A 14,666-nucleotide genomic window follows, 5' to 3' on the forward strand; every position below is an offset into this window, starting at 1 on the left:
GTTTTCACTCCGTCTTCGCGAAAATTTGCAGCGCCCCGATCATACGTCCGGCCGGATTAATTGTCAACTATAAATATATAATTAGTGACAATCAGCGAATAAGGCGCGCTCAATCTCTCGACGCGGACAAAACGCCTTGAGCGGAGGCGCAAAACGTGGCATAATTTGTCTCTGGGGAAGAAATCATTTTGATCGAAGAGGGTTTTTCCATGGACGAGATGAACGAACTGTACTACCGGCTCCCCTACGTGAAAGAATTCGACGCCGTCGTCACCGGATGCGAGCCCGGCAAAAACGGCTTCGAAGTGACGCTCTCGCAGACGGCCTTTTACCCCGAAGGCGGCGGTCAGCTCGCCGACAGCGGCGTCATCGGCGAGGCGGTCGTCGGCGACACGCGCCGCCGCGACGACGCCATCGTCCATTACGCCGACAGGCCGCTTCCGGTCGGCAGCGTTCAGCGCTGCGTCATCGACTGGCAGAAACGGTTCGACCACATGCAGGCCCATTCCGGCGAGCATATCGTCTCCGGCCTGGTCCACAGGCGTTTCGGCTACGACAACGTCGGCTTCCATATGGCCGCGGACAAAGTCACGGTTGATTTCAACGGACCGATCGGTGAAGAGCAGCTTGCCGAACTGGAACGCGAAGCCAACGCCTGCGTTTACGCCAACCTGCCTGTGCGCGTCGCGTTTCCTTCGCCGGAAGAGCTGGCGGCGCTCGATTACCGCAGCAAGAAGGAACTGAGCGGCGCCGTGCGCCTCGTCGAGTTTCCCGGCGTCGACCTCTGCGCCTGCTGCGGCACCCACGTGGAACGCACCGGCGAAATTGGCCTGATCAAGTTCGTCGCCATGGCCCGCTACAAGGGCGGCGTCAGGATCGAAATGCTCTGCGGCCGTCTCGCCATGCAGGACTACGCGCGCAAGAACGAGCAAGAGCGCGAGATCGGGCGCATCTTTTCCGCCAAGCCTTACGAGACCGTCGAAGCCGTGCGCCAGTACGTCGCCGCCGCCGAAGCGGCCGAAGCCCGCGCGGGCGATCTGGCACGCCGCTACTTCGAACTGCGCGCCGCGCAGCTCCCCGCCGGCGGCGGCTTGCTGATCGATTTCGAAGAAGGGTTCAAGCCCGCCGAGCTGCGCAAGTTCTGCGACGCCCTCGTCTGTAGCGGCAAGGCGAAGACGGCCGCCGTGCTCAGTCCTGCCGAAAGCGGCGGCAAAAAAGGATGGAACTACGTGATCTGCGCCCGCGATCCCGTGCTGCGCGACGCCGTCAAAACGCTCAATAAGGAACTGAACGGCCGCGGCGGCGGCGACCCGACGCTCGTGCAGGGGACTTTTTTCGCCGGGCGCGAGGCGATCGAGCGCGCGCTCGAAGCGGCTTTTCGATAACGATTTGCAGAAAAAAAATTTCGCGTAGAACGCTCCCGAAAAGGTCGGCGCGCAAAAACAAACAGAGAGCGCCTCCAATCCGAAAAAGATGGAGGCGCTCCCTGTTTTGCCGCGAAAAAGTTTCCGCCGCCCCCTTTTGGGGCAAGCGGCGACTCTTTCTAATGATGTCCGTGATGGCGCCCGTGGCCGTGCTCGTGCCCTTCGGCGCCGTCCGAGCAGCCGTCCTCGGCGTAGTTCTCATGCCCGCAGCCGCACTCGCCGCCTGTTTCCGGTATGTCGTCGTCCGCCCAATCGTACCCCAGCACCTCAGGCGGCAGTTCGAGCCAGTCGATCAGATCGACGTCGTCGGGATAGCGTCCGGCGATGACGATGACGCCGTCCACCAGCACCACGGGCAGACGCTCCGCTCCGAAGACTTTCAAGTACTGCGCGGCGGCGGGGTTCGCCTCGAACGCCTCCGGCTCCTTGCCCAGATCGTGGCGCTCCCATTCGACGCCCTGATGCGTGAGCACGTCCAGAGACTGGGCCAGATCGGCCAGCTCCCGTTCGTCGTCCCACCCGGCCGCGGCCTCGTAAATGGCAAGTCTGCGCATGATCGGTTCCTCCTTAAAAAATGATATTATCGGGAAAAGTTTAACGCCGAACAGCTGTATCTTAGCATAAAGCGGCGTTTCTCACGAACCGCAAGAGATCACTCCGCCGTTTCCCGTTTTAAAATCTCGATCGCCTCGCCGTAGTCGCGGACGCGGTAATCGGCGAGCGCGTCGATGCGGGCGCGGTCGGCGTCGGAGTAGCGGTCGTAGACGGCGGCAGTCTCGATGCCGGCGTTGCGGGCGGATTCCACGCCGATCAGCGAGTCCTCGAAGATCAGGCACTCGGCGGGCGTCGCGCCGAGTGCGCCGAGGATGCGGAAGTGCACTTCCGGGTCGGGCTTCATCGCGCGCACGTCTTCGCGCGCGTAGACGGGGCTGAAATACTCGTCGAGCGGCGCTTTGGCGAGCATGTTGCGGTTGACGGCGCGATAGATGTCGACGGTGCCACGGCGCGTCGTGGTAGCGATGGCGAGGCGGAATCCGCGGGCCTTCAGCGCCCTGACGAACTCGTCGGCGCGCGGCTTGTAGTCGACGACGTTCTCGAGGAAGTCGCGGGCGATGCGGTAGCGCCGGCGGTGGATCTCGTCCGCCGGCAGCGGCGAAGCGTACTTTTCCTTCAAATAGGCGCAGTAGTCGCCGTACGGGTCGGAGCTGGCGGCGCGCTCGCGCAGCAAAGTGTCGCGCCGTCTTTGCAGTTCGTCGCCGTCCCGTTCGCCGCCGCCGATCTGCTTCACCAGTTCCACGTCCACGGCGTTCCACACGCCCACCGAGTCGATCAGCGTGCCGTCCAGATCGAAGATGATCACTTTTTTCCTGTCGAACATTCCTGCCGCCTCCCCGAAGTTCTTCAAAAACCGCTCCGATTGTACCAGAAAAAACGTCCGCGTTTCGGCACGACGGCGTAAAAAACGAAGAGCCGCGGAGCATTTTCGCTCCGCGGCTCTTCGTTTTTTACCCGTTCCCGCCGCGACGCCGCAGCCGCGCGCAGGGGCAGACCATGGACATCAGCTCCTCGATGGCGCGGTGGAGCATCGCGGCCGTGTCGGAAGCGGCGGCTCTGTAATAGACTTCTTTGCCCTCGCGGCGGCTGACGATCAGCCCCGCGGCTTTGAGCAGGCGCAGATGGTGCGACACCGCCGGGCTGGACATCTCCATCAGCGCGGAAATGTTGATCACGCACTCTTCGCCGTGGCACAGCAGCCAAAACACGCGCATGCGCGTGGCGTCGCCGAGCTGTCTGAACACGTCGGCGACAGCCTGAAAATCCCGTACGGACGGCGCTCCGGCGCAGAATTCCTCGACGGGCTGGCCGTGCCGGTGCGGCAGATGGACTGGCGGCATGGAATCGCCTCCTTTTTTCTCATCCTATTTACCACAAAAAACCGCCGCTGAAAAGCTCCCGGCGAAAATTTTCCGCCCGCTCCGCCGCCTTCCGCCTCCCGCGTTTTTTCCGCCGGGATTGACAGGACCGCGCCGAGGCGATAAACTTTCATCAACAAATAAGCATTCGTTTAATCGTCTGCGTCGGATCATTCAAAAAGAAGGAGCTGCTGAGCATGAAAAAAAGCTACAAGATCGAAGTCGATTGCGCCAACTGCGCCAACAAGATGGAGCAGGCCGCCAAAGGCACGCCCGGCGTCAAGGACGCCGGCGTCAACTTCATGCTGCTGAAAATGAACGTGGAATTCGAGGACGGTCAGGATCCCCAGGCCGTCATGCCCGAAGTGCTGAAAAACTGCAAAAAAATCGAGGACGACTGCGAAATTTTCTTCTAGCCGTCCGCCGCCCCCTTCGCGCCGGAAAGCTGTTTTCCGCAAAGGGCGTTTTGGGGCCGCGCCGCGCATCAACGCGCGATATAAATCGAATCAGCTTTCCCGCGCTGTCCCGCGGCGAAAAGTTTTGCGGAGGAATATGCCATGAATGGAAAACAGCTTCGCACGCTGCTGCGCATCCTCGTCGCGGCGGCGATGATGGTCGCCCTGCGCTTCGCGCGCGTCGCCGGCACGACGCGCTTTCTGCTTTACCTCGTTCCCTATCTGACCGTCGGCTCCGACATCCTCGCCAAATCGATCAAAGGCGTCAAAAACCGCCAGATCTTCGACGAGAACTTTCTCATGACCGTGGCCACGCTCGGCGCCATGGCGCTGGCCGTTTACGAGGACGGCGACTACACCGAGGCCATCGCCGTCATGCTCTTTTACCAGACCGGCGAGCTGTTCCAAAGCTACGCCGTCGGCAAAAGCCGCCGCAGCATCGGCACCCTGATGGACATCCGTCCCGACTACGCCAACGTCGAACGGGAAGGCCGACTCGAGCGCGTCGATCCCGACGAGGTCGCCCCCGGCACGGTCATCGTCGTGCAGCCCGGCGAGAAGGTGCCCATCGACGGCGTCGTCGCCGCGGGAAGCTCGACGCTCGACACCGCCGCCCTCACCGGCGAGAGCGCGCCGCGCGAAATCGAACCCGGCGACGAGATCCTTTCCGGCTGCATCAACATGACCGCCCCCCTGAAAGTGAAAACCACGCGCGAGTTCGGCCAATCCACCGCCTCGAAGATCCTCGACCTGGTCGAGAACGCCAGCTCGCGCAAATCCAAATCCGAAGAGTTCATCAGCAAGTTCGCGCGCGTCTACACGCCCGCCGTCTGCGGCGGCGCGCTGGCGCTGGCCGTGCTGCCGCCGCTGGCGCGGATTTTCGCGATGGGGCTCTCCCCCGACTGGGGCGAGTGGCTCTACCGCGCCCTCACATTCCTCGTCATCAGCTGCCCCTGTGCGCTGGTGGTCAGCATCCCGCTGAGCTTCTTCGCCGGGCTGGGAGGCGCCAGCCGCGAAGGCGTGCTCGTCAAAGGCTCCAATTATCTCGAAACGCTGGCGAACACGAAGTGCGTCGTCTTCGACAAGACCGGCACGCTCACGCAAGGCGTCTTCGGAGTCAGCGACGTGCACCACTGCCCCATCGAGCGCAAACGTCTGCTCGAGTTCGCCGCGCTGGCCGAGAGCGCTTCGCCGCATCCGATCAGCAAATCGCTGCGCCTCGCCTATGGCAAACCGATCGACCGCGCCCGCGTCGCCGACGTCCGGGAGATCGGCGGCGAAGGAGTCACCGCCGTCGTGGACGGACTGCCCGTCGCCGCCGGCAACGTCAAGCTCATGGAGCGCCTCGGCATCCCCTGCATCCGCTGCCGCAGCGCCGGCTCGATCGTGCACATGGCCGTCAGCGGCGAGTACGCCGGTCACATCGTCATCTCCGACATGATCAAGCCCAACGCCAAGGAAGCCGTGAGGCGGCTCAAGGCTGTCGGCGTGAAAAAGACCGTCATGCTCACGGGAGACCGCCGCCTCGCCGCCGAACAGACCGCGCGGGAGCTTGGCGTCGACGAGTTCCACGCCGAGCTGCTGCCGGCCGATAAAGTCGCCAAGGTCGAGGAGCTCCTGGCATGCCAGCCCATCGGCGCAAAGCTGGCCTTCGTCGGCGACGGACTCAACGACGCACCCGTGCTCTCGCGCGCCGACATCGGCATCGCCATGGGCGCGATGGGCAGCGACGCCGCCATCGAGGCCGCCGACGTCGTGCTGATGGACGACGATCCCCTCAAGATCGCCAAAGCGATCCAAATCGCGCGCAAATGTTTGGGCATCGTCCGCCAGAACATCTGGTTCGCCATCGGCGTCAAGCTCGCCTGTCTGGCTCTGGGCGCGCTGGGGTTCGCCAACATGTGGCTGGCCGTCTTCGCCGACGTCGGCGTGATGGTGCTGGCCGTGCTCAACGCCATCCGCGCGCTGTTCGTCAAAAGCCTGTGAAGGCGAAACAAAAACGGGCGCGCCTTATAAGGACCTGTTTCACGGCGGAGGTACCAAGACACGGAGAAAAACCAAATTCCTTTCGGAAAGACCTGCCGCGATCCCAACATTTCGCGCCGCGCTTCAGGCCGCGGCGCGAAAACGGTCGGACGGCGTGAAGCGCCCGACAGCCGCCGGGCTGTCGGGCGCTTTTTTGTTCATAGCGAATTTTCGACGCGGAGCCCTCATGTCGGCACGGGGCGATTTCCGCCGTCGGAAGTCGGCAAATCTCATGAAGAATTCTTCGCCTGCGCGTGGAGCCGCTTCGGGAAAATCTTCCGAAGCGCGCTCAAAAATTCGCGGGCGTCGGGGAAATCGTGACACGCTCTTTACTCACCTTGACACAAATCGGCGTTATGATATTATTTTGTCGTAGCACGATGACGGAAACGTCATTTTCGGGTGGCGATTTCTCGCTTTCGGGTCACGGAACCGCCGCAATTCGACAAAATCTTTTTGGTTAAGGAGGAAACATTTCATGTCTCAGCGCAAAACGTTCTCCCTGTTCTCGGCGGCGCTTCTCGTCTCGGCCCTTTCCGGCGCGGCCATGGCCCACGAACTGACGCTGCGCGCCAACGGCGAGGTCACGGAAGGCGCGCCTCTGGCGGTGTCGGTGCATTCGGGACACAAGTTCATCGTCCCCGAAGAAGTGGAAAGTCTCGAACGCGTCAAGGCCGGTCCCTTCGTGGACGGCAAGCTGATGCCCCAGCCCCTGACCGGCAACGAGAAAGGACTGTGCATCGACTTCACGGTGCCGGAAGTCAAGGCCGGCGAGTCTTTGATCGTGGTCGCCGAAAAGGACGGCGGCGTCTGGAGCGTCACCAACGAGGGCGGCAAATCGGGGGCGCGCAAGGATCTCGAGGCTCAGGGGCTGAAGGTCAAGTCGGCGGTCAAGCACGACAAATACGCCAAGCTGATCCTCAACGCCTCCAAGGACGACAAGAACTTCGCCACCGCCGTCGGCCATCCGCTGGAAGTCATTCCCGTGACCAATCCGGCCGACGCCAAGGTGGGCGAGTTCTTCGAGGTGAAGGTCGTGCTCGAAGGTCAGCCTTATACGGGCCCCGTCTGGGCGACTTACGACGGCTTCGTCACCGAGTATGAGAACACCTATGCCTACTACACCGAAGCGGAGAGCGGCACGGCGTTCATCAAGATCACCGCGCCCGGCCTCTGGGGCGTCCGCGCCCGTCAGGACGGCCTGCCCGGCGTCGAAGGGACCTACGACAGCCGCACGGTGCGTTCCTTCCTGCTCTTCGAAGTCAAATAACGATCATGACGGCGCTTTCAATGTTTAAAAGAGCGGTCGCGACACTGCTGATGGGACTCGTGCTGACGGGTCCCATTGGTTGTTTGCGCGCTTCCGCCCATGGCGTGGGATACCGCCAGTCAGATCTGCCTTCGGTGCCGCTGGAATTCTTCTACTCCACCGGCGAAACGATGAGTTATCTTGATACCAAAGTCTTCTCGCCCGCCGACGAAAAGTTCGCCAACCAGTCGGGACGCACCGACGCCGCCGGACGCTTCGCGTTCGTTCCCGACGTGCCCGGCACATGGCGCGTGATCGTCAAGGACGACGAAGGGCATCAGTGCGCGGCGGAAATCGACGTAACGCAGGAATTCCTTGACGGCGGCTCCGAAAAGTCCTCCGCTCTCGCCGTCAAAGAACAGAGCGCAGTGCCTCAGGGCGTGGATCTGGCGATCCGCTGCGTCCTCGGCGTCAGCCTACTCTTCAACGTCGCCGCGTTCGTCCTGCTGGCGCGCCGCGGAAAGGCGGCCTGAGCATGCATATCAGCGAAGGCGTGCTTTCCACGGGCGCGCTGGCGGCCGGCTGGGCCATCACCGCGGCCGGCACGGCCGTGGGCCTGAAAAAGCTCAAGCCCGAGCGCATCGTGCGCGTGGCGCTGCTGTCGTCGGCGTTCTTCCTCGCGTCGCTGGTCAACGTCAAAATCGGCCCCAGCTCGACGCACCTTTCGCTCATCGCACCGATGGGGCTGGTGCTGGGCTGGTCAACCTTTCCCGCAGTGCTGGTGGCGCTGCTCTTGCAGGCGCTGCTGTTCCACTTCGGCGGGCTGGCGGTGCTCGGCCCCAACACGGTGGACGTGGCGCTGCCGGCGCTGTCGGTTTATCTGATTTTCGCACGGCCGATCCGCCGTCAGAGCGGCGCGGCCGCCGCGGTCTGGGCGTTCGCCGCCGGCACGCTGGCCGTGCTGCTGTGCGCCGTCGGCGTGGGACTGTTCCTCGGCGCCACGGATGAAAATTTTCTCGGCGTGGCGAAGGTAGTCTTTCTCGCTCACGTGCCGGTCGCGTTCGTCGAAGGCGCGATCACGGCGTTCATGGTGGCGTGGCTGAAAAAAGTTTCGCCGGAGTTCCTGTCGGGCGTCGACCGCTGACGAAAGGACGGCGGCTATGCGTCTCGATACGGGTGACCTGTTCGCGGAAAACGCGCGCGCTCCGCTTGATGTTTTCGACCCGCGCGCGCGGATCGTCTGCGCCGCTGCTTACGCAGTGACGCTGTCGGCGCTGGACCGGCCGGCGGCGCTGGCGTTCGCGGCGCTGCTGCCGGGCGCGCTGTTTTTCTGCGGCCCGCTTCGCCCCTTGCTGCGCTCGCTGCGCCAGCTCAATCTGGTCAGTCTGGTGATGACGTTTCTGCTGGCGCTGACCTGGCCGGGAGAAACGCTATGGGGGCCGTTCACGCGCGAAGGGATCCGTCAGGGGCTTCTGATCGCCGTCAGGCTGAATCTGATCTCGGTCGTGCTGCTGCGGCTGATCGCGGCCATGGGGCCGGCGCGCAGCGAAACGGCGCTCGCCCGCCTGGGCTGCCCGGAAAAGCTGCGCGTTCTGCTGCTGCTCACGCTGCGCGGCATTTATCTGCTTGCGGAGCGGATGGCCGCGGCCCTGCAGGCTGTCAATCTGCGCAGCGGCGCGCGCGGCGCGGGACGCTCGCCGCATTTGAAAGGGATGCTGCGCTGGCGCGTTTTCGCCTTCATGGCGGCATCGGCGCTGCTGCAGAGTTCCGACCGCTCCGAACGCATGATGCTGGCGCTGAACTGCCGCGGCGGGCTGGCGGGATTCGCCGCGGCGCAGCCGCTCCGCTGGCGAATCCGAGACACGGCGCTGGCCGTTTTCTGCGCGGTCGTGCTCGCAGCGGCGCAGGCGCTCGATTTTTCGGGAGGCTTTCAATGAATCCGGCCTCATCGGAAAAATCCGCCCGCCCGCTGGAAGTGCGCGCGCTTCATTACAGCTATCCCGACGGACACAAGGCGCTGAACGGCGTGTCGTTCAGCCTGCGCGAAAACGAGAAACTCGCGCTCGTCGGCCCCAACGGCTCCGGCAAGTCGACGCTGCTGCTTCATCTGGCCGGGGGCATCGCCGCCCGCCAGGGCGAGATCCGACTGTACGGACGGCCCGCCGGTACGGAAGACTTGCGCCGGGCCGTCGGCCTGATCTTTCAGGAGCCGGACGACCAGCTCTTCATGCCGCAGGTCGCCGACGACGTGGCCTTCGGTCTCGTCGCCCGCGGCGTGCCCGCCGCCGAGGCGCGGCTGAAAGCGCTCGCCATGCTTGAACGACTGGACGCGGCGCACCTGGCCGAACGCCCGCCGCACCGCCTTTCCGGCGGCGAAAAGCGTCTGGCCGCTTTGGCCGGCATTCTGGTCATGGAGCCGCAGGTGATCGTTCTCGACGAACCGACGTCGGCGCTCGACCCGCGCGCGCGGCGGCGCGTCATCGAGACGCTGCGCGCGCTGCGCCGGCCGCTGATCCTCACCACGCACGACCTCGACATGGCGCTCGACGTGTGCAGCCGCGCCGTGCTGCTCCATGACGGGGCCGTCGCCGCGGAAGGATCCCTGCCCGGTCTGTTCCGCGACAAAGAACTGCTGGAACGCAACGGCCTCGAACTGCCGCTGCGGTATTCCGCCACGTGATCTGACGTTCCGAAAGACATCGGGGTGTCCGCACGATGACCGTGCGAACACCCCGATGTCTTTTTGTCCGCGGAATGTTCCACGTGGAACATTCCGCTCGTTCACTCGTTGAACCACTTGTCGCGCAGGGCTTGAAGTTCGCCGTTTTTGTCCATCTCCTCGATGATCCGGCTCACGGCGGCCGTCAGTTCCACGTTTTCCTTGGAGATGGCGATCGCCTTGTCGGCGCCGGTGATCTGCTTGTTGAAGGCGATCGCGATTTTGCCGTCGAAATCCTTGGCCTTGACGTAGGCCTTGGCGGCGGGAATGTCCATGAAAGTCGCGTCGACGCGCCCGAGCGCCACTTCGCGCACGCACTCGTCGAACTTCTGGTATGTCTTGACTTCGACATTGCCAAGGGCGCGCGCAAAGGTCTCCTGCACGGTGCCGATCTGTACGGCGACGGTTTTGCCGGTCAGATCGTCGGTGCTCTTGGGCTGATAGTCGACGCGAGTGATGAAAGCGCTGTAGGAAATCTCGTAAGGCGACGAAAAGCTGACGCGCTTGGCGCGCTCCGGCGTCGCCGAAAGGCCGGCCGAGACCAGGTCGATCTTGTTGGCCATCAGCGACGGAAGCAGCGAATCGAAGATCATATCGAGCCACTGCAATTTTTTGCCCAGTTTTTTGGCGATGGCCTCGGTCATGTCGATATCAAACCCGACCAAGTCGCCGGACTGCCCGTGAAACTCATACGGCGGATAGGCGCCGGACGTGCCGACAATCAGCGTCTCCTTGTCCATTGCCGAAACGGCGAAAGCCGCCGTGGCGGCCAGGACGGACAAAACGGCCGCTACAGAAATACGTTTCCACATGCTGTTACCTCCTAAAAGTCAGTTTATTTTTATAGACGACTATAAACTAGCCTTGAAACGGATAATAATCCATCAAAGTTTATTTGTCAATAGATAATGAATAATTATTCGTTAACACGTCGAATCTCGGAAACTCCAGAGCAAAACCTTGAAAATTGCGACATGAAACGGGGTGTTCGCTCGCTGAAAAGCCGCTATTCTTTTGATATCCCGCTGCTACTGCGCATGAAACGCCGGCTGATAATAAATGCAAGTTCATTTATTTTATAATAAATGAAATTCGATATTGACCAAAAAATAAATTATGGTATAGTAACACACAACAATATCAACTCATGCTTTGAAACGTGCGGGATGCACGCAGCGCCCCATGTTCGGCAAAGAAAGGAGGCAGAACGGAATGACGCGTCTGCCGCGATGCGGGAGACCATCGCCCCGGGGCGATCCGAATGAACGGGGAGAAATCGGCGACTGTTTTCTGTCCAGGACGGCATGTTTGCGCGCCGCCCCAAAAACACACGGATACGGAGGAACAATCCATGAAGAAGGAAAACATCAAAAAAATCGTACTGGCGTACTCGGGCGGCCTCGACACTTCGATCATCATTCCCTGGCTGAAGGAGAACTACAATAATCCCGAGATCATCGCCGTTTCGGGCGACGTCGGGCAGGGCGACGAACTGGAAGGGTTGGAGGAAAAGGCCATCAAAACCGGCGCCGCCAAGTTGATCGTGGCCGACCTCGTCGACGAAATGGTGGACGGGATCATCATCCCGGCGCTGAAGATGGGGGCAAAATACGAAAAGTACCTGCTCGGCACCGCCTTCGCGCGCCCCGTGATCGGCAAGAAGCTCGCCGAAATCGCGCTGGCGGAGGGCGCCGACGCGATCTGCCACGGCGCGACGGGCAAAGGCAACGACCAGGTCCGCTTCGAGCTCGCCATCAAACGCTTCGCGCCGGACATGCCGATCATCGCGCCGTGGCGCGAATGGAACATAAAATCCCGCGACGAGGAGATCGACTACGCCGAGGCGCATCACGTGCCGCTGCGAATCTCGCGCGAGACGAACTACTCGAAGGACAAGAACCTGTGGCATCTGAGCCACGAGGGGCTCGATCTCGAAGATCCCGCCAACGAGCCGCAATACGACAAACCGGGTTTTCTCGAGATGAGCGTCTCGCCGATGCGGGCCCCGGACGCGCCGGAGTACGTCAGCGTCGACTTCGAGGCCGGCGCGCCGACGGCTTTCAACGGCAAAAAGATGAAGGCCTCGGACATCATCAGGAAGCTGAACGAGGCCGGAGGCAAGAACGGCATCGGCATTACCGACATCGTCGAGAACCGCCTGGTCGGCATGAAGGACCGCGGCATTTACGAGACGCCGGGGGGGAGCATTCTTTACTTTGCGCACGAGCAGCTGGAAATGATCACGGTGGACAAGGACACGCTGCACGTCAAGCAGAAGCTGGCCGTCGATTTCGCCGACCTCATTTACAACGGCAAGTGGTACACGCCGCTGCAGGAGGCGCTGACGGCGTTCGCCGACGAAGCGAACAAATACGTGACCGGCACGGTCAAACTCAAGCTGTACAAGGGCAACATCATCCCGGCCGGAACGACCTCGCCGTATTCGCTGTATTCCGAAAAACTGGTCACCTTCGGCGAAAGCGATTACGATCAGGCGCAGGCGGCCGGCTTCATCAACCTCTGGGGACTGCCCGTGAAGGTGCAGGCGCTGCGCGAGCTGGGCCGTCTGTAAGCGCTCCGGCGCCATTGTCCTCGGGCGCGGGGGCACGATCGGAGGAAACGCGGATCGGGCAGAAAAATTTTTCGGCGTCATGTGCCGCGGGCATAGCGAACGATTGAACAAAAGCATTCGACTTCTTCGAGTTGAAGCGTATGATCGACTCACGGGGCGGCAAGGCTCGAATTCAGTCAGCACAGGAGGCTCCAATGAAAAAACAAACCGCCGGGCGCGACGTCCTTGGCGCGATCGCACCCAAATTCGCCGAGCTCAACGACGACGTGCTCTTTGGACAAGTGTGGTCGCGGAGCGACCGGCTCTCGCTGCGCGACCGCTCCATCGTCACGGTCACGGCTCTGATTACGAAGGGAATTTTCGACAATTCGCTCAAATACCACCTCGCCAACGCCCGCAACAACGGCGTCACCGCCGTCGAAATGGCCGAGCTGCTCACGCACCTGGCCTTTTACGCCGGCTGGCCCAACGCCTGGGGCGCTTTCGCTCAGATGAAGGAAGTTTACGCCGGCGGCGAGCCGAACGACGGAAGCGACAAGGCGGCGTTCGACCGCGCCAACATCTTCGGTCAGGGACAGGAAAACACAGCTTACGCGCAGTACTTCGTCGGCACCTCGTGGCTCAATCCGCTCACGCCCAGAGGGACCGTGCCGTTCATGGCCAACGTCACCTTCGAGCCGGGCTGCCGCAACAACTGGCACGTGCACCGCGCGGCCCGGGGCGGCGGCCAGATCCTGCTCTGCGTCGCCGGGCGCGGCTGGTACCAGGAGGAAGGCAAAGACCCCGCCGAACTGACGCCCGGCCAAGTCGTCGTCATCCCCCCAAACGTCAGGCACTGGCACGGCGCGGCGCGGGACAGCTGGTTCTCCCACGTTTCCGTGGAGGTCCCCGGCGAAAAGACATCCAACGAATGGCTCGAACCGGTCGAGTCGGAACTGTATCGCTCACGATAATTTTTTCGCAGTCTGTCTTCGGGCAGGCTGCGTTTTTTTGCAAAAAAATCCGGGGCCGATTTCTCGGCTCCGGATCGGGGTTGTGCAAAACTTATTCGGCGGGGAACAGCGCGGCGGCGGTCATGTCAAGGTAGTTGAGGCCGTCGTACTGCGGAAAAGCCGCGATCGCGCCCTTTTTGAATTCTTCGCCGCTGCCGCTCGACGCGGCCAGCTCTTTGAGTTTTTCCACGTAGCGGATCTTCTCGCTGACGGCGTCCTGACCTTCGGGCGCGCTGTGGGCGGGCAGGATCATGGCGTACTGCGCCTCGCGGTAGCCGCGCAGCGTCTTCAGCATGGCGTCCATGTGGGCCGCGCCGCCGATGATGGAGTGCGTGTGTTTGCCCAGCATATGCGTGGAAACGGCGTTGATGGCGGGAATGACAATGTCGTAGGCATCGCCCTGTGCGACGAGGATGAACTCGACGCCGCCCAGTGTCACCGGCCCGGCGGCAAGGACTTTCGCGATCGAAACGGTGTCGCTGCCGCGAAACTCATCGCCGAACGCCTTGTGCAGCCCCTCGGTGATGGCCGCCGTCGAACCGCCGGCAATGGCGTTTTTCGCCGCCTCAGTGCCGTAAATCGTCATGCCTTCGGCGTAGCTGGCGCCGGCCGGGTGAGCGCTGACGAACAGATCTTTCATCGGTTTGTTCAAACCGCCGATGTAGCTCTTCCACGCCTCGAGGTTCGCGGTGAACGGGGGCAGCTCGATGCCCACGAGCGCGTCCGCTCCTTCCACGATATAAGCCTCGTCGGCCAGAGCGTCGCCCGTGGCGTAGGCGTGCAGCTTGACGTCGCCGTAATCGAACACGGTCATGACGCCGGCGGCAAGCGGCACTTCCTTCACCTTCGGCGCCGTGACGGCGGCCGAAGCGGCGGACGCTGCGCAAACGAACAGGGCGAAAGCGGAAAAAGCGGAACGGACGGATTTTTTCATTTTTCATGCCTCCAATGGATTTGATGATCAATTGCTGACGGTCCGAGTATAGAAACCCCGTTGTTTTCCTGCAAGAAGGCACAATAAAGTGGTCTGGTTACCGCCAGGTAACCGCTCCGGCCAGGCACCGCAAAAAAATTTTCCCGAAAATCTTTCCGATGGGTCGCTGGCCGGCAGTTTCATTATTCATCCCCGCTTTCGTTATGAAGGGCACAGATTCTTCGCCCTTTTTTTCAGAGCGCCGAAACAACGGCACGAAACCGCGTGCCGCGTGCTTTTTGCGGCACGGCCGCGCGCCGGCACGGCATTTTCAATGATGTTTTCTCATTGAAGATCAGTATCAAAAAAATCCGCCGCAGCTTCTTGACTCTACCATGATAAAG

The 14,666-nt window shown here is 62.0% G+C and carries 16 protein-coding genes; 11 read left to right on the top strand and 5 right to left on the bottom strand.

Annotated features, from left to right (window positions below):
- Nucleotides 1-209 precede the first annotated feature (209 nt).
- Nucleotides 210-1,385 (top strand): alanyl-tRNA editing protein, encoded by a 1,176-nt coding sequence (locus FYJ74_RS05700; protein WP_195838816.1) that lies wholly within the window; start codon nucleotides 210-212, stop codon nucleotides 1,383-1,385.
- A gap of 158 nt (nucleotides 1,386-1,543) precedes the next feature.
- On the opposite strand, the gene FYJ74_RS05705 is transcribed toward FYJ74_RS05700, so the two are convergent.
- The 3 genes from FYJ74_RS05705 to FYJ74_RS05715 all read right to left on the bottom strand — a co-directional run bounded on the left by FYJ74_RS05705 (nucleotide 1,544) and on the right by FYJ74_RS05715 (nucleotide 3,319).
- Nucleotides 1,544-1,978: an arsenic metallochaperone ArsD family protein gene (locus FYJ74_RS05705; protein ID WP_154528623.1), complete on the bottom strand. Its 435-nt coding sequence runs from the start codon at nucleotides 1,976-1,978 to the stop codon at nucleotides 1,544-1,546.
- Nucleotides 1,979-2,076: 98 nt separating this feature from the next.
- The gene (locus FYJ74_RS05710) at nucleotides 2,077-2,802 is read right to left on the bottom strand and encodes an HAD family hydrolase (RefSeq protein ID WP_154528624.1); all 726 of its coding nucleotides are present in this window, start codon (nucleotides 2,800-2,802) and stop codon (nucleotides 2,077-2,079) included.
- Between the two features lie 127 nt (nucleotides 2,803-2,929).
- Nucleotides 2,930-3,319: an ArsR/SmtB family transcription factor gene (locus tag FYJ74_RS05715; protein WP_154528625.1), complete on the bottom strand. Its 390-nt coding sequence runs from the start codon at nucleotides 3,317-3,319 to the stop codon at nucleotides 2,930-2,932.
- A 215-nt stretch (nucleotides 3,320-3,534) separates the two neighbouring features.
- Here FYJ74_RS05715 and FYJ74_RS05720 point away from each other — a divergent pair, with 215 nt between their 5' ends.
- The 7 genes from FYJ74_RS05720 to FYJ74_RS05750 all read left to right on the top strand — a co-directional run bounded on the left by FYJ74_RS05720 (nucleotide 3,535) and on the right by FYJ74_RS05750 (nucleotide 9,746).
- Nucleotides 3,535-3,753: a cation transporter gene (locus FYJ74_RS05720; RefSeq protein WP_154528626.1), complete on the top strand. Its 219-nt coding sequence runs from the start codon at nucleotides 3,535-3,537 to the stop codon at nucleotides 3,751-3,753.
- 141 nt (nucleotides 3,754-3,894) lie between these two features.
- Nucleotides 3,895-5,778, top strand: a complete 1,884-nt coding sequence (locus tag FYJ74_RS05725) for a heavy metal translocating P-type ATPase (RefSeq protein ID WP_154528627.1) — start codon at nucleotides 3,895-3,897, stop codon at nucleotides 5,776-5,778.
- 517 nt (nucleotides 5,779-6,295) lie between these two features.
- Entirely contained in the window at nucleotides 6,296-7,087 is a 792-nt protein-coding gene (locus FYJ74_RS05730; RefSeq protein WP_154528628.1) for a DUF4198 domain-containing protein, read from the top strand.
- A 20-nt stretch (nucleotides 7,088-7,107) separates the two neighbouring features.
- Nucleotides 7,108-7,599, top strand: a complete 492-nt coding sequence (locus tag FYJ74_RS05735) for a hypothetical protein (RefSeq protein WP_229769370.1) — start codon at nucleotides 7,108-7,110, stop codon at nucleotides 7,597-7,599.
- 2 nt (nucleotides 7,600-7,601) lie between these two features.
- Nucleotides 7,602-8,210 carry a cobalt transporter CbiM gene (gene cbiM / locus FYJ74_RS05740; protein ID WP_154528630.1) on the top strand — a complete coding sequence of 203 codons (609 nt, stop codon included), beginning with the start codon at nucleotides 7,602-7,604 and terminating at the stop codon, nucleotides 8,208-8,210.
- 16 nt (nucleotides 8,211-8,226) lie between these two features.
- Nucleotides 8,227-9,003 (top strand): energy-coupling factor transporter transmembrane component T family protein, encoded by a 777-nt coding sequence (locus FYJ74_RS05745; RefSeq protein ID WP_154528631.1) that lies wholly within the window; start codon nucleotides 8,227-8,229, stop codon nucleotides 9,001-9,003.
- Nucleotides 9,000-9,746 (top strand): energy-coupling factor ABC transporter ATP-binding protein, encoded by a 747-nt coding sequence (locus FYJ74_RS05750; RefSeq protein ID WP_154528632.1) that lies wholly within the window; start codon nucleotides 9,000-9,002, stop codon nucleotides 9,744-9,746. The genes FYJ74_RS05745 and FYJ74_RS05750 overlap by 4 nt, the downstream gene beginning before the upstream one ends.
- A 101-nt stretch (nucleotides 9,747-9,847) precedes the next feature.
- Here the strand turns inward: FYJ74_RS05750 and FYJ74_RS05755 are convergent, their stop codons facing one another.
- Nucleotides 9,848-10,597 (bottom strand): transporter substrate-binding domain-containing protein, encoded by a 750-nt coding sequence (locus FYJ74_RS05755; RefSeq protein WP_154528633.1) that lies wholly within the window; start codon nucleotides 10,595-10,597, stop codon nucleotides 9,848-9,850.
- Between the two features lie 539 nt (nucleotides 10,598-11,136).
- On the opposite strand from FYJ74_RS05755, the gene FYJ74_RS05760 reads away from it, so the two are divergent.
- The gene (locus tag FYJ74_RS05760) at nucleotides 11,137-12,357 is read left to right on the top strand and encodes an argininosuccinate synthase (protein WP_154528634.1); all 1,221 of its coding nucleotides are present in this window, start codon (nucleotides 11,137-11,139) and stop codon (nucleotides 12,355-12,357) included.
- Nucleotides 12,358-12,551: 194 nt separating this feature from the next.
- The gene (locus tag FYJ74_RS05765) at nucleotides 12,552-13,310 is read left to right on the top strand and encodes a carboxymuconolactone decarboxylase family protein (RefSeq protein ID WP_154528635.1); all 759 of its coding nucleotides are present in this window, start codon (nucleotides 12,552-12,554) and stop codon (nucleotides 13,308-13,310) included.
- A gap of 91 nt (nucleotides 13,311-13,401) precedes the next feature.
- Here the strand turns inward: FYJ74_RS05765 and FYJ74_RS05770 are convergent, their stop codons facing one another.
- Nucleotides 13,402-14,283, bottom strand: coding sequence for a hypothetical protein (locus FYJ74_RS05770; RefSeq protein WP_154528636.1), 882 nt, complete (start codon nucleotides 14,281-14,283; stop codon nucleotides 13,402-13,404).
- 88 nt (nucleotides 14,284-14,371) lie between these two features.
- Here FYJ74_RS05770 and FYJ74_RS05775 point away from each other — a divergent pair, with 88 nt between their 5' ends.
- Nucleotides 14,372-14,614: a hypothetical protein gene (locus FYJ74_RS05775; RefSeq protein ID WP_154528637.1), complete on the top strand. Its 243-nt coding sequence runs from the start codon at nucleotides 14,372-14,374 to the stop codon at nucleotides 14,612-14,614.
- The last annotated feature ends 52 nt before the right edge of the window (nucleotides 14,615-14,666 follow it).

The organism is Pyramidobacter porci (genome assembly GCF_009695745.1).
Taxonomy (GTDB): domain Bacteria; phylum Synergistota; class Synergistia; order Synergistales; family Dethiosulfovibrionaceae; genus Pyramidobacter; species Pyramidobacter porci.